Raw genomic sequence first — 17,179 nt, forward strand, 5'->3', positions numbered from 1 at the left:
CTCCCTGAGCGTTACTTCGGGGTGTTCCACCCCTAGATGTCCAACGCATGGATGCTCTTTTGGTACGGTTGATATTTTACGCAGGAACCGAATGGCTTGGTTTTCGCACTCTATTTTCTTCCTGCAACCTTCTATATCAAGTTATCAAAGAACTTCATATAGCTAGTTTATCAAAAGTTTTTGGCTATGCCAAACCGAAATTCATCTCCCACCTATCGTTGGGCTACGCCCTTCACACGCTTGAGGAAGGAGAATTCTTTCGGGGAATACGTTAAAAATACGCTATTTTATTTGTAAAATTATAAGGGAATATGATATTTTTTGAAAATATAGAAATAAAATTTATTTAATCTAATTTATTTTATAAGAATTGTAAGGTATACTAAAAGTAGGTGCAAAAATGCACTATTTGAAAAAGAGCGCAAGGCAAAAAAGGAATCCGTAAAGGATTCCTTTTTTGTTTTTTAGTAAATGAAGCAACTTCCTATTATCTTTGTCTTTTTTATAACATAAAAGGTATTTTTGGAAAATTGCCATATTCCTGTAACAAAACAAAGGTATGTTATGTGTGTAAAATATAAAGAGAAAGAAGGAAAAGTTGTGAAAAAAATTTTACCAATTGTTGCGTTGTTAGGCTTGATGAGTTTTGGAGCACAGGAAATGAATGTAAGAGCTGATACCTATTACAAGAGCGATTCAAAAATTAGTTTTTGGGATTCAAAAAGGAAGGGTACTAATTTCATGAATAGTACGTCATTACCTGAGAACTATAAAAGTGCAAAAGAAGCTAATATTGAATATGTTCGTTTAGCACCTGATAAATGGGCAAAGGATAAAGATTTTTTATTTGAGGATAAACCGGATGCCTCTGGAAAGGATTTTCTGATAGGTAGTGCAGATAACTATCAGGGATTAGTAAAGGAGGATTTAGAAAAATTAAAAGAGGATTTAGATGCCGCACAATCGCAGGGAATGAAAGTTGTTCTTACAATGTTATCATTGCCCGGTGATCGGTGGCGCCAATTTAATAATAACAAGAATGACGACAGAATATGGGAAGAAGAGAAGTATCAAGAACAAGCAAGTCAATTTTGGAAAGATCTTGCTTTGGAGCTAAAAGATCATCCCGCAGTGATTGGTTATAATATTATAAATGAACCGCATCCAGAAACAGCTAAAAATAATAGATATAATGATTTTTGGACGGAAGATTACGAGAAATGGTATGCAAAAGTAAAAGGAACCACAGCTGATTTAAACAGATTTTATGAAAAGGTGATTAACTCCATTCGTGATGTGGACAAAGAAACACCGATTATTTTAGATTCAGGTTTATATGCTACTCCATGGGCCTTTAAATATTTAAAACCAGTAGAGGATAAAAAAACACTATACGCATTTCATATGTATGAACCATATGAATTAACGAGCCAAGGTGAAAAACAAAACAAGGAGTATCAATATCCAGGATTAGTAAAAGTAGGGGATTTAGAGAAACCTGTAATGTGGAATAAACAGGGATTAGAGAAATTTTTAAAGCCGCTCCAACAATGGTCTAAGAAAAATCATGTACCATCTAACCGAATTATTGCAGAGGAGTTTGGAATTAACCGTACCGTTCCAGGAGCTACCCAATATATGCAAGATCTTATTTCTATCTTCAATCAAAGAGGTTGGCATAAATCATTCTATGCATTCCGTGAAGACACATGGACGGGAATGAATTATGAATTGGGAACAGGAAAAATAAAATGGGATGAAGAGGGTAAACCGATACGTCAAGATAATCCACTCTGGGATGTAATAAAAAAAGATTTACAGGTGCATAAGTAATTCATAATGCTTGGTTTAAGAGCTAAATGTAAGCATCTCATTCAAATAGATTTAGATGCTTTTTATATTAAAAAAGGCGGAGTTATATTAAAGATTCCGTCTTTCATTTACATATAGAGTAGCAACCAGGTTTATTTAAAATAAGATTTTTAGAGAATAGCATAGAAAAAAATTGATATATTGAGTTTAACCATATAGAAGGGGAAGCAGTAAATGAAAAGACACGTGCTAAACTTATTTATTTTGAGAATAATAAACAAGAATATACAGGCAAAAAAAGAATCTATCCAGTTACTGCAACGGGATTAAACAAAATAGATTAATATGAAAAACATTCGAATTATTAGTTAGATGCCAAATAGCCGTTCATAATGAACGGCTATTTGGCTTTTATTTAAGTGTGGATAGATATCCAAGAAAATATTAATTAATAAGAAGAAAACAATTTTTAAAAATACGTTTGAGAAAAGAGCGACGTTTAGGTGCTATAAATTTGATAAAAAAGAAACAGAATAATAAGGTATTTGTTGATAAAGACCCTTCTTATTTACAAATTTTTACATATTTGGTATGGTGTATATGAGTGCTATATATATTAAGGGAGGAATGGGAATGAAGAGGTTCATAACTCATGTAAATGGTAATAAGATCTTTAAAAAGTTAGTTTTAATGGTGTTGCCAATGGTTCTAATGATAATGATGATAACCCCATCGAATGATGCATTGGCAGCCAACCAATCAAATGCAAGTCCACTAAAAGGTGTGAGTCTATTTAATGGAAGCTGGACTGTTGCTATACAAGCTGCAAATTTACAATATGTATCTGCTGAGCCATCGGGCAATGTAGTAGCAAATCGTAATGCAGTTAATGAATGGGAGAAATTTGAATTAATTCCGACTGGGGAATTATATACGTTTGCTTTAAAAGCGAAAAGTAATGGAAAGTACGTTTCGTTTGAGCCAAATGGTAGAGTAGTAGCAGATCGTACATCAATTGGGGCATGGGAAAAATTTATCTTATATAATGGTGGAGATAATAGGATATATGTATTACAAGCGCTAAGTAATGGTAGATTCATATCAGCAAATGGCGGTAGAGAATTAACAGCTAATAGTTATGTAGCTGGAAGCTGGGAAAGATTTGTTATTGTGTATTTCTAAATTTTGAAGTGTTTTATATATAAATAATAATGACCGGTTTAGTTTAAATGCATGCTAAATAAAGAGTTAAGTACTTAATACAAGTGTATATTAAGGTGCAAAAAGGACTGCAAGTAATTGTCAGTCCTTTTTGTATGTTAAATAAGTAATTACTGAGGATGTAATCAGAAGAAAAAGAACCCTATTGGGTTCTTTTTCAAGGCATATTAACAGTAAGGAGAATCATGAAATGCTACTTCAAATCTTTATTAGGGGAAAGATTTTGAAAAAGCTTAACATATATCTATTTTTACATAAATGTAAGATATAGTAAATTGATAATCTTTATACTTACTATTACTAATATTCAATTAAGATATTTAACACTATGTGTATAGTGTTAAATAATGTTTAGTGTAGTATACATTTAGAAAATATCTAGTATTAGACTACAATTGTCAAAAAAGCTAATAGATTTATCATTTTAAATTCTTACTAACATTTAAACAATTTTAATTGAAATGGGGGTGTGTATTAACTCTTATAAGCTAATGAAAGTAATTGAACTACTCAGCACTTAACGTCCTTACGGACTGTTTGAAGTGAGAGATTCCTGCGAACACCGATGTATCCAACAGTTATCTTAGCAGGCTCTGCCCGTAGTCCCTACGGCGAAAACATAAGTATCTTGTACGTTGACTCACCACGCTACCGACTTTAGCTTGGTTTTCGCAACTTCAGCAAACGTGGGGCGAAAGAACGTTGAAGATTTTACGGTTGCAACGTTTTTCTGCAACCAACCTCATATCTTCAGTTTTCAAAGAGCAATCTGTACAAGTATATGGTAGCAAACATGTTGGCTTATGCCAACCGACATTCATCTCTCACCTAAAATTGGTGTTTTACACCTTCACATTTTTGAGGAAGGAGTCTTCTGTCGGAAAACGATAAAATAAACAAAGACCCTGTAAAAAAATACAGGGTCGGATACAGGGTTAAGGGAACGCATAGTTTCTTAAAAACATAATAGCATATATATTTTGTGTAGCTATATGAAGATTTTGACAAAATTAAGAACAAGACAGAAGATCTTTGAGAAAGCAAATATAGTGGTGGAAATATGATTTGGAAGTGAACAATTTACATGTTGATATAGATGAAAAATCTTGAGCACCATGATTAAATTGTCTTTAAATAAGAGGTTTAGGTTAGTGAAATAGTTGAATCTTCCTGAAAAAGAAAAATGTTTTTTAAATTAAAAGAAGAAAAGACACCTTTTGAGTGTCTTTTCTTTTGGGGTACAGCTCACATATTGCTGAATTAGAAATGAAACCATAATTCAAATATGAAATAAACAACTTAAGAAATTTTAACATAATCTGAACTGAAAAAAATATGTAATAGTGCATCTTTAGTTTTCAATTGCTGTATTGGATATAGAACAGCAATTGAAATAAAAAGGGCATGCAGTCGTATCTGCCGCCCCTTTAGGAGGAATTCAAGACACCAATAGGACACGTATTGGTAAAAAGGCTCAAAAATAGTATATGTAAAAAGAAAAAGTCCTATTCCAAAAGTGGGCTGAGCTGTATCTTTTTTACTTATTCAAAAATCAAATACCGTTCTTTTCAAAAGCAGTACAGCAAACATATGGTTTGGAATGAAATTAGAAAAAGTATACATGAAAATGGCAGACAACAATTTTGTCGCCTGCCAGTGCCAAGTGACTGAATGAGTTAGTCAATTCCTATAAATTGCTACCCCATTACCAGAAGAGTGAAGCCGCTAGTTCAAACGGCTTAAACCTAGTTTGCCTAATAAAGAGAAAATTATGAGAGGAAATTTTGTTTGCATTATATGAAAAGATAATTAGATATTCATCAGACAAGGATAATACAGCATACCTTGAATAGGGTGTAGGAACGAATTAAGGAAAAGAATGTGATTAAGGAAGGGACTGAATCAGGAGTGGGAATTTCGGACAGGATTTGGAGAGCCTTGGTTGCCTTGGGCATTTCGAGTAATATCGTTGCTTGTATAATGGCAGTATACATTCAAAAATATGAGCTAATGATAAACTACCTTACAAATATTTTATTTTTAATAATTATAGCGATAACGTATATTAAGATGAAAATTAACAAGTGGGTGGCGTTAGGATTTACGTTAGTTGTAATGGAAAAAGGTATTAAGGCAGGTTATGACTTCTACACACATGATTACTATGGTGTCAGTTGGAGTTTAGCTATCATTGTCTATTGCATATACGAGATGAAAAATTATTATGTTGAAACAAATAAATAGCTGCAAAAAATAAGGGTTAGTAGGCGGAATTCTTGTTAAAGTATACAATTTTTTTAAGCAATAATATTATGGTCCTGTTTTTTACTTCAATAGCATAAAAAAAGACGCCATAAGGCGCCCCCAAATTGGGTAAACGAGGTTTTAGTTTTCCAATCTAAAGAAATTATGTATCAGCTCACAATGAGAGTATATCATAATATACAATCAAAAAAATATGCATTATTACATATACGAGTTTAACAAACGTAAGATGAGAGTAAATCAATATATTATAAAAAAGACACTACAAGAGTGTCTTTTTTTTGAAAATACTCTATAATTAACTTTGGGGAAGGTAATGTTAGAGTATTCTTTTAGCATTATCTTTATATTTGATAAACCATAAAATCGAAAGATTTTGTGGTTTATTTTTTGAACAATAGCTATTACATTATTGGCAGTGAGCTATTGATTGTTATAAGCATTTGGAGAGGTAGAATTAAACATCTAACATCGAATAACAGTTCCAGAATATAACGTTATGAAATGATCTCCCATATCTAAAACGTTACTTGCCTGTATAAAGCCCTTAAAACCTTCTGAAGAATAATAAATTTCTTTTGGTATACTTTCTTTAGATTGGAAATGTGTTTTAGAGTACTTTACATAATGATTTTTAATAATTTTTGATTCAGGAACAATAGTATTTTTTTGTTTCAGTGATTGTATAGCACTAGAAGGTGGTATGAATTTTTGAGTGTCTTGGTAATTATGATCTAAGGTGTCAGCCTGTACACTGTGTGACGACACAAAGACGCTTAAACTACTTCCCACAATTAATGTTGCAAATGCTAACTTTGAGACTTTCGTTAATCTAATCATTTTATAATCTCCTTTTCATTATTTTGTAAGGTACCTCCTTACACCTCACAGTCTATATCCACTACAAAAGGGTGTACATACATATTGATAGACAAAATTCTGCAAAATACCTCATGTTTTTTGGGTTGTGTATAATAATCCAATGTTTAATAATTTATCAGAAGTAAAAAAGCAGGTCATATATAAAAGAAAATGAATAATTTATGCAGAGCTTGTATATAAAATTATTGTTCAAATATTCTAAAATGAGTTGATAAAGATGGTGTGGTATTATTAGACAATAATTGATTCGATAGGTTAGATTTGAAAAGCGAATTCTCTTTTTGAGCTTTTATCACTTAAAATAACTAAAGAATAAGTACCAGCACATAATTTAAATAAAAAAAGTGAGAAAAATGATAAACATTCTTCTCACTTTCATCAATTAGGGTGGCATATACATAAATATGCGTTTGAGAGGATTTTTGGATGAAAAATCCACATACATAGTATAACAAAATATTTAAGGCACTTCGCATGTAATATTGCATATAAAGAGTTGATAGATATAATAGTTAGTCTATTTCTATTATTTAACGGATTTTCCGAAAGAGTTCTCCTGCCTTAAGAGAGTGCAGGGTGATAGGTGAGAGAAGAATTTTGATTTGGCGTAGCCAAAAAGAACAATACATATTTTGATATGTAAAGACCCTTCAAATGAAGGGTCTTTACATACACTTATATTAAGTTTGTTGTGGTGCACCACCATGATCGCCAACACTATATGTAGGAGCAGGGTAATGTCCATGAGTAGCAAACTGATCCGCTTTAGAAAATGGAGAAATTCCCACCGTTAGAATCCCAATAAAAGCAATACCCGATAATAATAGGCTGATTTTTTTCATTATTTTAACACTCCTTTTTCAATTGATTTTCGTCTTGCTTGATAACAAATATGGAAATAATCACTTACCTTTTGGTGGTTTTCTAATTCTCTACATTTTGTGGCAAATAATTCGGCGTATTCGACAACATATTCCCATAATTCTTCTTGCTCAAAGTATAAGATTCCTTCTTGAATGATTTTTTCTAATTCTTCCAATGGAATATTTTCATTTAATCTTTTTAAAATAGAGAAGTGGTGTGTGTACTCTTCGTTATGAATTCCTCTGCAAATCTGTAATCCCTTATCAATGAGTTTGCTAGCTGCTGATTGTTGTCCTAATTTATAATGCTCCTTAGCTTGTAGGAAGATAGCCTTAAAGTGTGTAGGGATTTTTTCTGTTACTTCTGAAAGGTGACGAATAGCTAACGTAGACATATTTTGATCAGAATACAGCCACCCCATAGTACTTTTTACGTATAACAAGGAATCTTCTTCCTTATTCTTTTGTAGTAATTCAATCGCACAATGCAGATATTCTTCAGCTTGTTCGTACTGCTTTAAACAGATACAGCAACCACCTAGCAAACTATTGCAAAAGGCTGTTTTTACTTCATAACCTTCATACTTTGAAAAGATTGCTCTCGATTTATTTGCGTATTCGATAGCAGCGAGCATGTTATAGGTATGGTGATAAAAAGTAGCAATTCTATAGTAGAATTCAGCATGTTCAATTTCATCTGGAATGTTTACTAGTATCTTTTCTGCCAGTTTATAATGTTCCTCTGCCTCAGTAAAACTTGATATAAAAGTGGAATGAATGGATTTAAAAAAGTGATAATAGAAGCGTAGAAAATGGTCTGTAGGCATATCGTAATCACTAATAGCATCAAAACTATTTTGTTGAATACCGAGGCTATCTGTTAAGACTGTGTAACGAAATTCAAGTAGTGAGTAATATAATAACAAATTTTGATCCTGACGTTCTTGATTTGACTCAATGCTTAACTTAGTAATTTTTTCATCAATTTTCTTTTTTAGATTAGTAGCTTTTACAACTTGTTGAGATAGCATAGATCGATACCAGTCGTTCAATAGAGAGGTTAATTGCTCATTTCCCTTTACTGAAACACTCACTATATACTCCCCCATCCTATAGGAATAGCTTAATCCTATTTAATTGTAATTATCATAGCAAAATAGAAGGAAAAATGGAGTTGTTTTACAATTTTTTCAATAAAATTCATAAAAAATAATCAATTTATGTCGAATGTACGTAGCGTTTAATACCTAAAATTTATTAAAAAGATGATTCTAAAAGCTATTTTTTATAGAATCAGCAGTTGATGAATTTATCACCAGTGGAGAAAGCAAAACAGAGGTCCAATATATAAGCAGGAGCTTTAGTGGAGTAGCTACAAGAAGGGGGATAGTTATAAAATTGTTAAAGCACAACATAATTATCGAAACTTTCCCTTGTTTCCTTTTCGGATAGGATAAGTAGAAGAAGACAGGAATTTTTTCTTTGAACTGAGCATTTTTGACAAGAATAGATATTTTCATAACTAGAACAAATAAATGAATAATTGCATATACTGTCTTTTCGTTAAAGCAAAGCATTATTCTCTCAAAGGAATCACTAAAACAATATGTGATTCCTTTGAGAAATGCTATTAAATGCTAGATTAATTTCTAATGGTCCCAGTATCTTTTATTTTGACGTGTGTCTTTACATTTATTTTAGCCTCTGCTATCGCTTGCGACCAATTTCCTTTTACTTTTTTCCATTCTTTATATTGAAAAGCTCTAGCATATAGGGATAATCCGATTGGATCAATTTTATTCTGTTGTATTTCATTTAATATATTTTGTAAATTATTATTAATTTCTTTTTGAATAGCACTTTTTAAATTATATATATTTTTTTTATTATCATAGTACCCCTTAATTAAATTCGAATTAGTTTTTTCTACTAAACCTACATTGGCATTAATATCGAGATTAAATACAAACTTTCCATTTTGAAAAGTAACATCTACCTTCCTTGTCGCGTTCTGTACGAAGATAGAAGTGTTTGTTTTTTTGCTGGATTTTTTAGGAGGAAGCGCAAGGTGTAGTATCATTCGGCCGCTACTTTTTTGCTTATTTATAAGATTGAAAAATTTAACATCTTTTTTAGGGACATGAGTTAAATATTTTCCTCGGTGATTTAAAAATGCAATTCCTACTGTGTCGATTTCATTCTTTGTTTTTTTAATAATTGGAACAGTTTGCGTCATACCTTCTTCATTTTGTTCTCTCATTAATTGTTGAAGTGTAGAAGAGACGGATTGGTTATTTTGAATTGAGGATGCGATTACACCATTTATATAAGATGACAGTGATGGTTTACTAGGCTTTTGAATTTTAAAAATTTCTTCTGCAGGTCCATCTACAAGTACTACTTTAGCATTAATAGTAGCGTAAGGATCACGGTAAGAAGAATCAAGCTCCTGTAACCAATTTGCTTCTCGCGCTAATTCTTTCCCAATTAAAATGATTTCAGCTTTGGAAGCTGTCATAAAGCCCGTTAATTTCGTATCTATCTTACTGAATCCAGTATATACAGTTGAGGCTTGTGTCCAATGTTCTATAGTTCTTTTGGGCTGCTTATGATGAAAGAGTGGTATGCTTGTTCCAACCTTTATGTCTCCATTAGGGGTTCTATCCAAGCCAATTAACAGGATTAATGAAACCTTCTCAAGTGGGATTCTCTGACTACAACCAATTATATATACACAACAAATTACAATCCATATCCATTTTCGAATCAAAGTTGTTTCCTCCTAGTAACCCAAGTAAAAAAAATGCTGTAAGAGAAAAATAAGGTTGGTAATAGAATGAAGAAAATGACATTTAAGATATCCATAAGAGAATATATAAACAAATATTGATCCACATCGGGATTTAGGAAAATAAATAGGCCAACAATAAATAACATAAAAGCAAGCAGCGCCCAATTGCGGGCGTTTTTTTGAAGTGAACTGGTCACAGATTCAAAACTGAAAAATAAATACGGATATATTGTAGTGGAAAATACAATTAAATAGTAAGCGATATAGATAATTTCTAATCGTTCCATGAAAGAAAAACGAACCCCTTTTAACAGATGAAATACTGGCCAAATTGCGTCTTTTATCCCCTCCGGACTAAAGTATATATAAGAAAGAATAGTCACATATAGATAGAAAAACATGGTTGCAGTATTCGCTATTAGTAGTCCTTTTATGGCTTTTTGTTTTTTTTGTAAGAACGGATATATATAATACGCAATTTCTAAGCCAGCATAAGGAGTAATGGTTTCTTTTGTTGCCTTTACAATAGGGTATAAACCTTCTTTAAATATCGGTAGTAGGTGTAAAGGATTGTAGTTAGTCTTAAGTGAAAAAAGAAGAAATAGTGGCATCCAAGTAGTTAAGAAGAAAACAAGCATAGAATAACTAGTAAGAGCCCTTAACCCACTCAAGGCTAAAATAATAAAAGGTAATAGTAATAATATGGTAATTTGATAAGCAGGAGTGGAAGGGAATATCCACACTTTTACAATGTCAGTTGCCTTTAATAAAGTATTAAAGCCAGCAAAAAATAGATAAAAGGCATATAAAAGAAAAAGAATTGTCCCTATCCATTTACCAAAGTATGTTTTTAAGATTTGTGAGAAATTTTTGTTAGGATTTTTTTGTAACATTAATATAATAAATACGCCGATTATAGAAGTAACTATCCATCCAAGAAGAATCGAAATCCAGCCGTCTGTGCCAGCAGTAGCAGCAAGTGGGCTTGGCATAATTAACATACCTGATGCAAGTTGCAGTGAATGAATGAAAATAATAAATTCGAATAAAGTTATGTTTTGGAATTTAAGATTTCCCATGTTAACCACCTTCTTTTTTCCTTCTTTGTTTCGGCTGTCCTGTGCTCGAGCGGCTAGTAAGCATAGAAATAGGAAATCTTACAAAAGAATCTTTTAATTCTTGGAGACGAAATGGTGCGATTGGCAATCCGTATGGTGAACCATAGGAAGTTAATGAAACAAAATGAGCAAATAAGAGCATTAATCCACTAACAATACCTACAATCCCATAAAAGTAAGCCAATAACATCATTGGAAAACGAATAAGGCGTATAGAACTTGATAAATCATAATTAGAAACAATAAATGAAGCAATAGCTGTAATAGATACGATAATAACCATAACGTTACTCACAAGACCAGCTTGAACAGCCGCCTGTCCAATTACAATCCCTCCAACAATTCCAATAGTTTGTCCAATTGGTTGTGGTAAGCGAATACCAGCTTCACGTAGCATTTCTAGTGTGATTTCCATTATAAAAGCTTCCAATAAGGGAGAGAAAGGGACTTTGACTCTTGACGTTGCAATAGAAGTGTATAAATCTATAGGAATGATTTCAAAGTGAAAAGAGACTATAGCTATATAAAATGCTGGTAAAAAAATAGCTATAATAAATCCTGCAAATCGTAATAAGCGAAAAAATGATGCAATGAGCCAATGAATATTATAATCATCTGGAGTTTGAAAGAATCCAATTAAATTCATTGGAACAATCATTGCGCCAGGGGATCTATCCATTAACACTGCTACTTTTCCATCAAGTATATGTTTTGAAATAGCATCAGGGCGTTCGCTTAAATAAGCCTGTGGAAAAGGAGACCAATTTTGATCTTTTGTAAAATTAGATAGTTCACCAATGCTTAATACCGCATCTGTTTTAATTCTACAGATTCTGTTTTCTATTTCTTGAACTACATTTGCATTCGCAACGTCACCTAAATAAATTAAATAAACAACAGAAGTTGCTCGTTCTCCAATCGTCAGCTTTTTGATTTTTAACTCTGCAGAAGGAAGATATCGACGAATTAAGCCTATATTTTTTGTGGCATTCTCAATAAATCCATCATGCGATCCTTTAATAGTAACTTCTGAAATTGGTTCTTGAATTGCTCTCTCTGCCCAGCCTTTTGTATTTATTAGAAGTGAACGATTTTCTCCTTCCATAAATAGTACACATTGACCTTCAAGTAATCCTTCTTTAATTTCATTCCATGTATATACTATTTTGGTATGAGTAGCGATAATATTAGAATTAAATATTTGATTGTCTTCATTTACTTCTTGTAATAATGGTGTAACAACATTGCCTTTTAAAGCAACACCATCAGTAAGGCCTTCAAAGTAATATAGTAGAATATTCGTATTTGTTTTTAATTGCAAAGGGTGTTCAATTAAATCTGCACTAATATCAAAGATATTATCTAATGTATTTTTAAGTTCTTTTAAGTTACTTGTTTGGATTTTTTCAATATTTTTATCTGTTTTAGTTTCTAAGGTCTCTTCATTTAAGGACAAAATTGACACCTCTTTAATATATAACGATTTGTTGTATTTATTATTTTTATAAGATGGAATTTTATTCACAAATTCAAACAAATTGGGAATAGAAATTAATAATTGAGAGCAAAAAAGTAGAGGTGATTTGTGGGGAAAGCTAAGTATCAAGATAGAATTAAAATTTGAATGATTATAACAAAAAAGAACCCTTGGTAGGCTCTTTTTCATAGTTGGTAAATATATTGTCAACAATAGATGGCGTTTAAGGTAGTAATTTAGATGTCTTTAAGTTCATCAGCTGAATTTTGTAGGAAGAATTCTTTTTTCATATCTTAATGCTCAATTAAAAAGACATTACATTTATTTGGGTGTACTAGTGTAATTAAAGTTTGCGCGCTAACAAATTTTGTTTAGGGACAAAATGTTTTTTCTGAATTAACAGAAAAATATATGCGCAAAATTCCTATTAGTTATTTTGGTAGGTATCAAATATTGCTTTCGCCTTATTTTCTCGAGATTACCGTACATTTATATGTTTCTAAGGGAAAGAAATACTTTCAATTTCATGTTACCATCTATTGTTTGATTAAGATGGTAACATGAAATTGAAACGTTTACAACCAGAAAATAAAGAAAAAATAGTAAAATACGACTTTTTTCGACAATCCATCTGTGTTTATATATAATATTTTTATAGGAAAAGGTGAAGGGAAACGTACCTTTTCCTATAAATTTTTGTAGGAATTAGAAATAATTAAAGTAATAATAGCCTAAAATTAAAATGAAATTTAATGAATTTGAACCTAAAGTCATGAAAACCATTGATAACGTTACCATTGAATTTATGAACTGTAAGAGTTTTAAAAAGTATGGTCAAACTTTAGTCCATTTTGCGTTTCTTCCTTTTGAAACTAGCTTAATATGGCCAGATAATTGCAAGGAATTTAAAGCCTTACTAATTGTACTCTCTGCAATGTCTGGATATCGGTTACGAATACTTTCCTTAGTAAAGGGTTGTTTTTGTTTAAGTATAAAATCCTGAATTCTCTCGACTTTAGTATGTTTACATATAGAATCAAGAACAGTGATATGCAGATCTTTGTAAGCCTCTAATATAATAGTTAAAAACGTTTTTAACCAAAAGCTACTATTGTGTTCCTCGCAGTACCAATTTACCGAAGATTTATAAATTGAATTGTAATATTCAGATTCGTTTTTCTTAATATACTTATCCAAACATACATATTTTACAAATGTATGTCCACTCTTAATTAGCAGCAACTGCATTAACATAAATGCTAGCCTACCATTACCTTGATTGAAAGGGACTATGCAATAAAAATTTAATATAAAACGAGCTATTAATAAAAGTGAATGTAGCCCCTTACTAGTATTTAATGAGTTGTATTGATCACATAATTGCTCCATAAACTGTGGAATGAGTTCATGCGGAAGAATGCGGTAACTATTCAAGTGCATTCCATGCTCAGGAATACCTGGAATAATAAAAGGTTTTTCACGCCATTTGTCACTGTCAGAGGTAAGGTAATGTATTAGTTGAAAATGTAATTCCTGTATAGTTGCTGGATTAATTGATAAAGTACAGGAGTTTTTATGTACAAAAGAAAGTGTTTGATAATAACAAAAAATAGCATCTTCTGAAATATTTTGAGGTACTATATCATCTAAAATAAGTTCTTTTAATCTTTTATTAGGAACTTTTATATCCTCATAAATAGTAGTGAAATTTTTTATGTAATGTAGTGGTATAGTTTTTTCTAAACTATTAAATATGTCAGGGTTTTGTTCCTGATAAGCAGCTAATTTTCCTTTGAATTCGCTAATTTCACTTATTAAATTGATTAACCTCCTTTTTAATTCAATATTTTTATACTTATCATCAAAAAAGTCTCTCATTTTTGTTCCCCCTGTAACCCCTTAACACGTTGTTACATATATCATTCCATTCTAAAGGTATTTCATGACATCATGATAAAATAACGACAATTTTGTTCTAATTTTGATCATGTTTTAGAACCTATATTTTTATGTGATAATAAAAATATAGGAATTATAAAGAAGAATCGTTAGGATTCAATTTTAATAGGCATAATCCTAACATCAAATGTACAAATGTACAATAAAAAAATAAAACTATCGACTCTTTTGAAAGATTATTTAAAGGATTATTAAGTAGCTATAGATGTGTTTTAGTCTAAAAGTAAATATTGAAGTGGTAATAAAGTTTTCATGGTTAAAAAAAATAAACTATTAATTTGTGACAGTTATATGCCCAATCAATTCATTTGGTATGATGAGAATTCCAAAAATGAATCCTAACGAGCTTAATTTTCTATATTTAGCATAAAGATTAGGGGAGGTATGTTGATGAAATATACCATTAAATATAGAAATATGTAACGTTAAACACTTGTATTGTAAAATAGTTTGACATAAGTTAATTTAAATACTAGGTACAGGAACATTTAATAAAAATTCAGTAATGTACCCTTTAAACGTTTCACCCTAAAAACGTTAGTTAAAACCTCAAGCATACTGAAGTTTTTCCCTTTGTTTCTGTACCTTATCAGGTAAAAATAATACAATAAATTGTTAGAATGTTATGGGGGAAATTGGGTTTTTAATTCTCTTTCTTATCTTACATAATCAATCTCTTGATGATTTGTTTAAAATAAGGGTTAACAGGGTAGGAGATGACTATTAAAAAGGACTATAAAGTTAAGTTGGACAAACGATCAGGGAAACGAAAGGTTAATCTCGTCGTGTAACCGAGAAGCTCCCACTTTATGTTTTGCAAAGTGGTGGGTATTTCATTCAGTCTGGTACTCTGGTACTATTAATATATGAGTTTGAACATCTAGAAGCTAATCAATATATATTACTTTAGTTATGTGGTTATAGGAGTATATATCTAAGATTAGAGGGTTTCTGTACATTCACCATGTGAATTTAAGTAGATTATGTATTTTGTTGTTTAAGGTTAAGAAAACATGTGCAAATTAAGCTTTGGAAATGATTTATTTGGAAGTTATATAATAGACATGTGAAGACTGGAAGAAACTAAACTGATAATATCAGTTTCTTCTAGTCTTTTTTACTTTAAAAGTGTATTTCTTCTACATAAAGTTAAATATAAATCTTTAAATTAATATTTGAATTTTTTGTGAAATTAAATGAGGTTTTTATTCTTCTATTAATACATAATGTTACAAAATAGACTTATTGTATATATTTTATTTTTATATGTGATTAAAAATAATAATAAATGTACCAATGTATGAGAGGTATTAGTAGATTTATAAGTAATTTGTTCGTTTATTTCTATATTGCTATTATATAAGCGATAACAATAATATATTGGGGGGACAAGAATGAATTTGAAATTTACATCTAAATCTGAAAGATTAAGAAAAAGTAAAAAAGGAATTGGTGCTTGTGTTTTAGCTGCAGGGGTAACGGCTATTACTATGATTCCTCAAAGTGCTTATGCACATGGATTTGTTGAAAAGCCAAGCAGTCGTGCTGCTTTATGTAGTCAGAATTATGGAGCATTGAATTTAAATTGTGGAAATATAATGTACGAACCTCAAAGCCTAGAAGCACCTAAAGGATTCCCAGATGGGGGACCGATTGATGGAAAAATCGCTTCGGCAGGAGGACTGTTTGGAGGAATTCTTGATCAACAAACAGCAAATCGTTGGTTCAAAAATACGATTAAGGGTGGAGCAAATACCTTTACATGGAAATATACAGCTGCACATCCTACAAGTAAATGGCATTATTACATTACAAAAAAGGGATGGGATTCTAATAAACCATTAACACGTGCTGAATTAGAACCAATTGGAACTGTGAAACATGATGGTTCTGCCGCATCAAATAATCTAACACATACAATTAATGTACCAACTGATCGCAATGGTTATCATGTTATTTTAGCTGTATGGGATGTAGCGGATACGTCAAATGCGTTTTATAATGTAATTGATGTAAATCTAGTAAATAATGAAACTCCCGATACAGTAGCTCCAAGTCAACCAACTGAATTAAATGCGTCTAAAGTTACTGCCAATAGTGTTGCACTAACATGGAAGGCTTCTATGGATAATATAGGTGTAAAGGAATATCAAGTGTTACGCAATGGGGAAGTAATTGATACGGTACCAGGTACAACATTTATAGATAAAAAACTAAAAGCAAATACGGAATATACCTATACAATAAAGGCGTTAGACTCTGCTGGAAACATATCAAAAGAAAGTGAGGAACTAAAGGTTAAGACAACAAATGAAATCCCAGATATAGAAGCTCCGACTCAACCGAAAGGATTACATAGTATGAGTACAACAGCGACCACTGTTGATTTGATGTGGAGCCCGTCTGAAGATAATGTAGGTGTAGACCATTATATTGTATATAGAGAAAGCTTTGGAGTTATGAATAAAATTGGGACAACGGCTAATACATCCTTTATGGATAAAGAATTAAAGGCTAATACATCGTATAAATATGTAGTGACGGCGGTCGATTTAGCTGGAAATGAATCTAGTAGAAGTGATGTATTAAATGTAGTAACAAAGTCAGAGGATTCCACATATGAAAAATGGGATGCAAGAAAAGCATATACAAAAGGTGATAGAGTAGTACATGAGGGAAAAGTGTATGAAGCAGTTCAAGATTACCAAGGCAATGGTGACACAAATTGGATTTTTGCCCTATCGCTTTGGAAGCCAGTTTTGAATAAATGATAAGTGGGAAAATGTAGTTA

The 17,179-nt window shown here is 31.5% G+C and carries 11 protein-coding genes; 4 read left to right on the top strand and 7 right to left on the bottom strand.

The window, feature by feature from the left end; genetic code table 11:
* The first annotated feature begins 564 nt into the window (after positions 1-564).
* From AC0NJG_RS22775 to AC0NJG_RS22785, 3 genes are all read left to right on the top strand, one after another.
* Entirely contained in the window at positions 565-1,833 is a 1,269-nt protein-coding gene (locus tag AC0NJG_RS22775) for a glycoside hydrolase family 5 protein (RefSeq protein WP_474063480.1), read from the top strand.
* A 612-nt stretch (positions 1,834-2,445) separates the two neighbouring features.
* The gene (locus tag AC0NJG_RS22780; protein ID WP_474063481.1) at positions 2,446-2,994 is read left to right on the top strand and encodes a fascin domain-containing protein; all 549 of its coding nucleotides are present in this window, start codon (positions 2,446-2,448) and stop codon (positions 2,992-2,994) included.
* A 1,947-nt stretch (positions 2,995-4,941) separates the two neighbouring features.
* Positions 4,942-5,277 (top strand): hypothetical protein, encoded by a 336-nt coding sequence (locus AC0NJG_RS22785; RefSeq protein WP_474063519.1) that lies wholly within the window; start codon positions 4,942-4,944, stop codon positions 5,275-5,277.
* 486 nt (positions 5,278-5,763) lie between these two features.
* On the opposite strand, the gene AC0NJG_RS22790 is transcribed toward AC0NJG_RS22785, so the two are convergent.
* The 7 genes from AC0NJG_RS22790 to AC0NJG_RS22820 form a co-directional block, all read right to left on the bottom strand.
* Entirely contained in the window at positions 5,764-6,138 is a 375-nt protein-coding gene (locus tag AC0NJG_RS22790) for a hypothetical protein (RefSeq protein ID WP_087952128.1), read from the bottom strand.
* A gap of 722 nt (positions 6,139-6,860) precedes the next feature.
* The gene (locus tag AC0NJG_RS22795; protein ID WP_076856768.1) at positions 6,861-7,022 is read right to left on the bottom strand and encodes a hypothetical protein; all 162 of its coding nucleotides are present in this window, start codon (positions 7,020-7,022) and stop codon (positions 6,861-6,863) included.
* On the bottom strand, positions 7,022-8,137 hold the full coding sequence (locus AC0NJG_RS22800; RefSeq protein WP_087952127.1) for a response regulator aspartate phosphatase: 1,116 nt from the start codon (positions 8,135-8,137) through the stop codon (positions 7,022-7,024). Before AC0NJG_RS22800 ends, AC0NJG_RS22795 begins: the two co-directional genes overlap by 1 nt.
* Positions 8,138-8,685: 548 nt before the next feature.
* Positions 8,686-9,813, bottom strand: coding sequence for a Ger(x)C family spore germination protein (locus AC0NJG_RS22805; RefSeq protein WP_087952126.1), 1,128 nt, complete (start codon positions 9,811-9,813; stop codon positions 8,686-8,688).
* Entirely contained in the window at positions 9,810-10,913 is a 1,104-nt protein-coding gene (locus AC0NJG_RS22810) for a GerAB/ArcD/ProY family transporter (protein WP_474063482.1), read from the bottom strand. Before AC0NJG_RS22810 ends, AC0NJG_RS22805 begins: the two co-directional genes overlap by 4 nt.
* A 1-nt stretch (position 10,914) precedes the next feature.
* Positions 10,915-12,408 carry a spore germination protein gene (locus AC0NJG_RS22815; protein WP_087952124.1) on the bottom strand — a complete coding sequence of 498 codons (1,494 nt, stop codon included), beginning with the start codon at positions 12,406-12,408 and terminating at the stop codon, positions 10,915-10,917.
* 855 nt (positions 12,409-13,263) lie between these two features.
* Positions 13,264-14,307 carry a Fic family protein gene (locus AC0NJG_RS22820; RefSeq protein WP_087952123.1) on the bottom strand — a complete coding sequence of 348 codons (1,044 nt, stop codon included), beginning with the start codon at positions 14,305-14,307 and terminating at the stop codon, positions 13,264-13,266.
* Between the two features lie 1,475 nt (positions 14,308-15,782).
* Between AC0NJG_RS22820 and AC0NJG_RS22825 the strand changes: the two genes are divergently transcribed.
* On the top strand, positions 15,783-17,159 hold the full coding sequence (locus AC0NJG_RS22825) for a lytic polysaccharide monooxygenase (protein ID WP_087952122.1): 1,377 nt from the start codon (positions 15,783-15,785) through the stop codon (positions 17,157-17,159).
* The last annotated feature ends 20 nt before the right edge of the window (positions 17,160-17,179 follow it).

This window comes from Bacillus sp. SSR7 (assembly GCF_055902415.1).

What these genes read in the sequence shown, in the direction of transcription:
- AC0NJG_RS22775 (WP_474063480.1), top strand. Translation starts at nt 565, where the DNA reads ATGTGTGTAAAATATAAAGAGAAAGAAGGAAAAGTTGTGAAAAAAATT.
- AC0NJG_RS22780 (WP_474063481.1), top strand. Translation starts at nt 2,446, where the DNA reads ATGAAGAGGTTCATAACTCATGTAAATGGTAATAAGATCTTTAAAAAG.
- AC0NJG_RS22790 (WP_087952128.1), bottom strand. Translation starts at nt 6,138, where the DNA reads ATGATTAGATTAACGAAAGTCTCAAAGTTAGCATTTGCAACATTAATT.
- AC0NJG_RS22795 (WP_076856768.1), bottom strand. Translation starts at nt 7,022, where the DNA reads ATGAAAAAAATCAGCCTATTATTATCGGGTATTGCTTTTATTGGGATT.
- AC0NJG_RS22810 (WP_474063482.1), bottom strand. Translation starts at nt 10,913, where the DNA reads ATGGGAAATCTTAAATTCCAAAACATAACTTTATTCGAATTTATTATT.
- AC0NJG_RS22820 (WP_087952123.1), bottom strand. Translation starts at nt 14,307, where the DNA reads ATGAGAGACTTTTTTGATGATAAGTATAAAAATATTGAATTAAAAAGG.
- AC0NJG_RS22825 (WP_087952122.1), top strand. Translation starts at nt 15,783, where the DNA reads ATGAATTTGAAATTTACATCTAAATCTGAAAGATTAAGAAAAAGTAAA.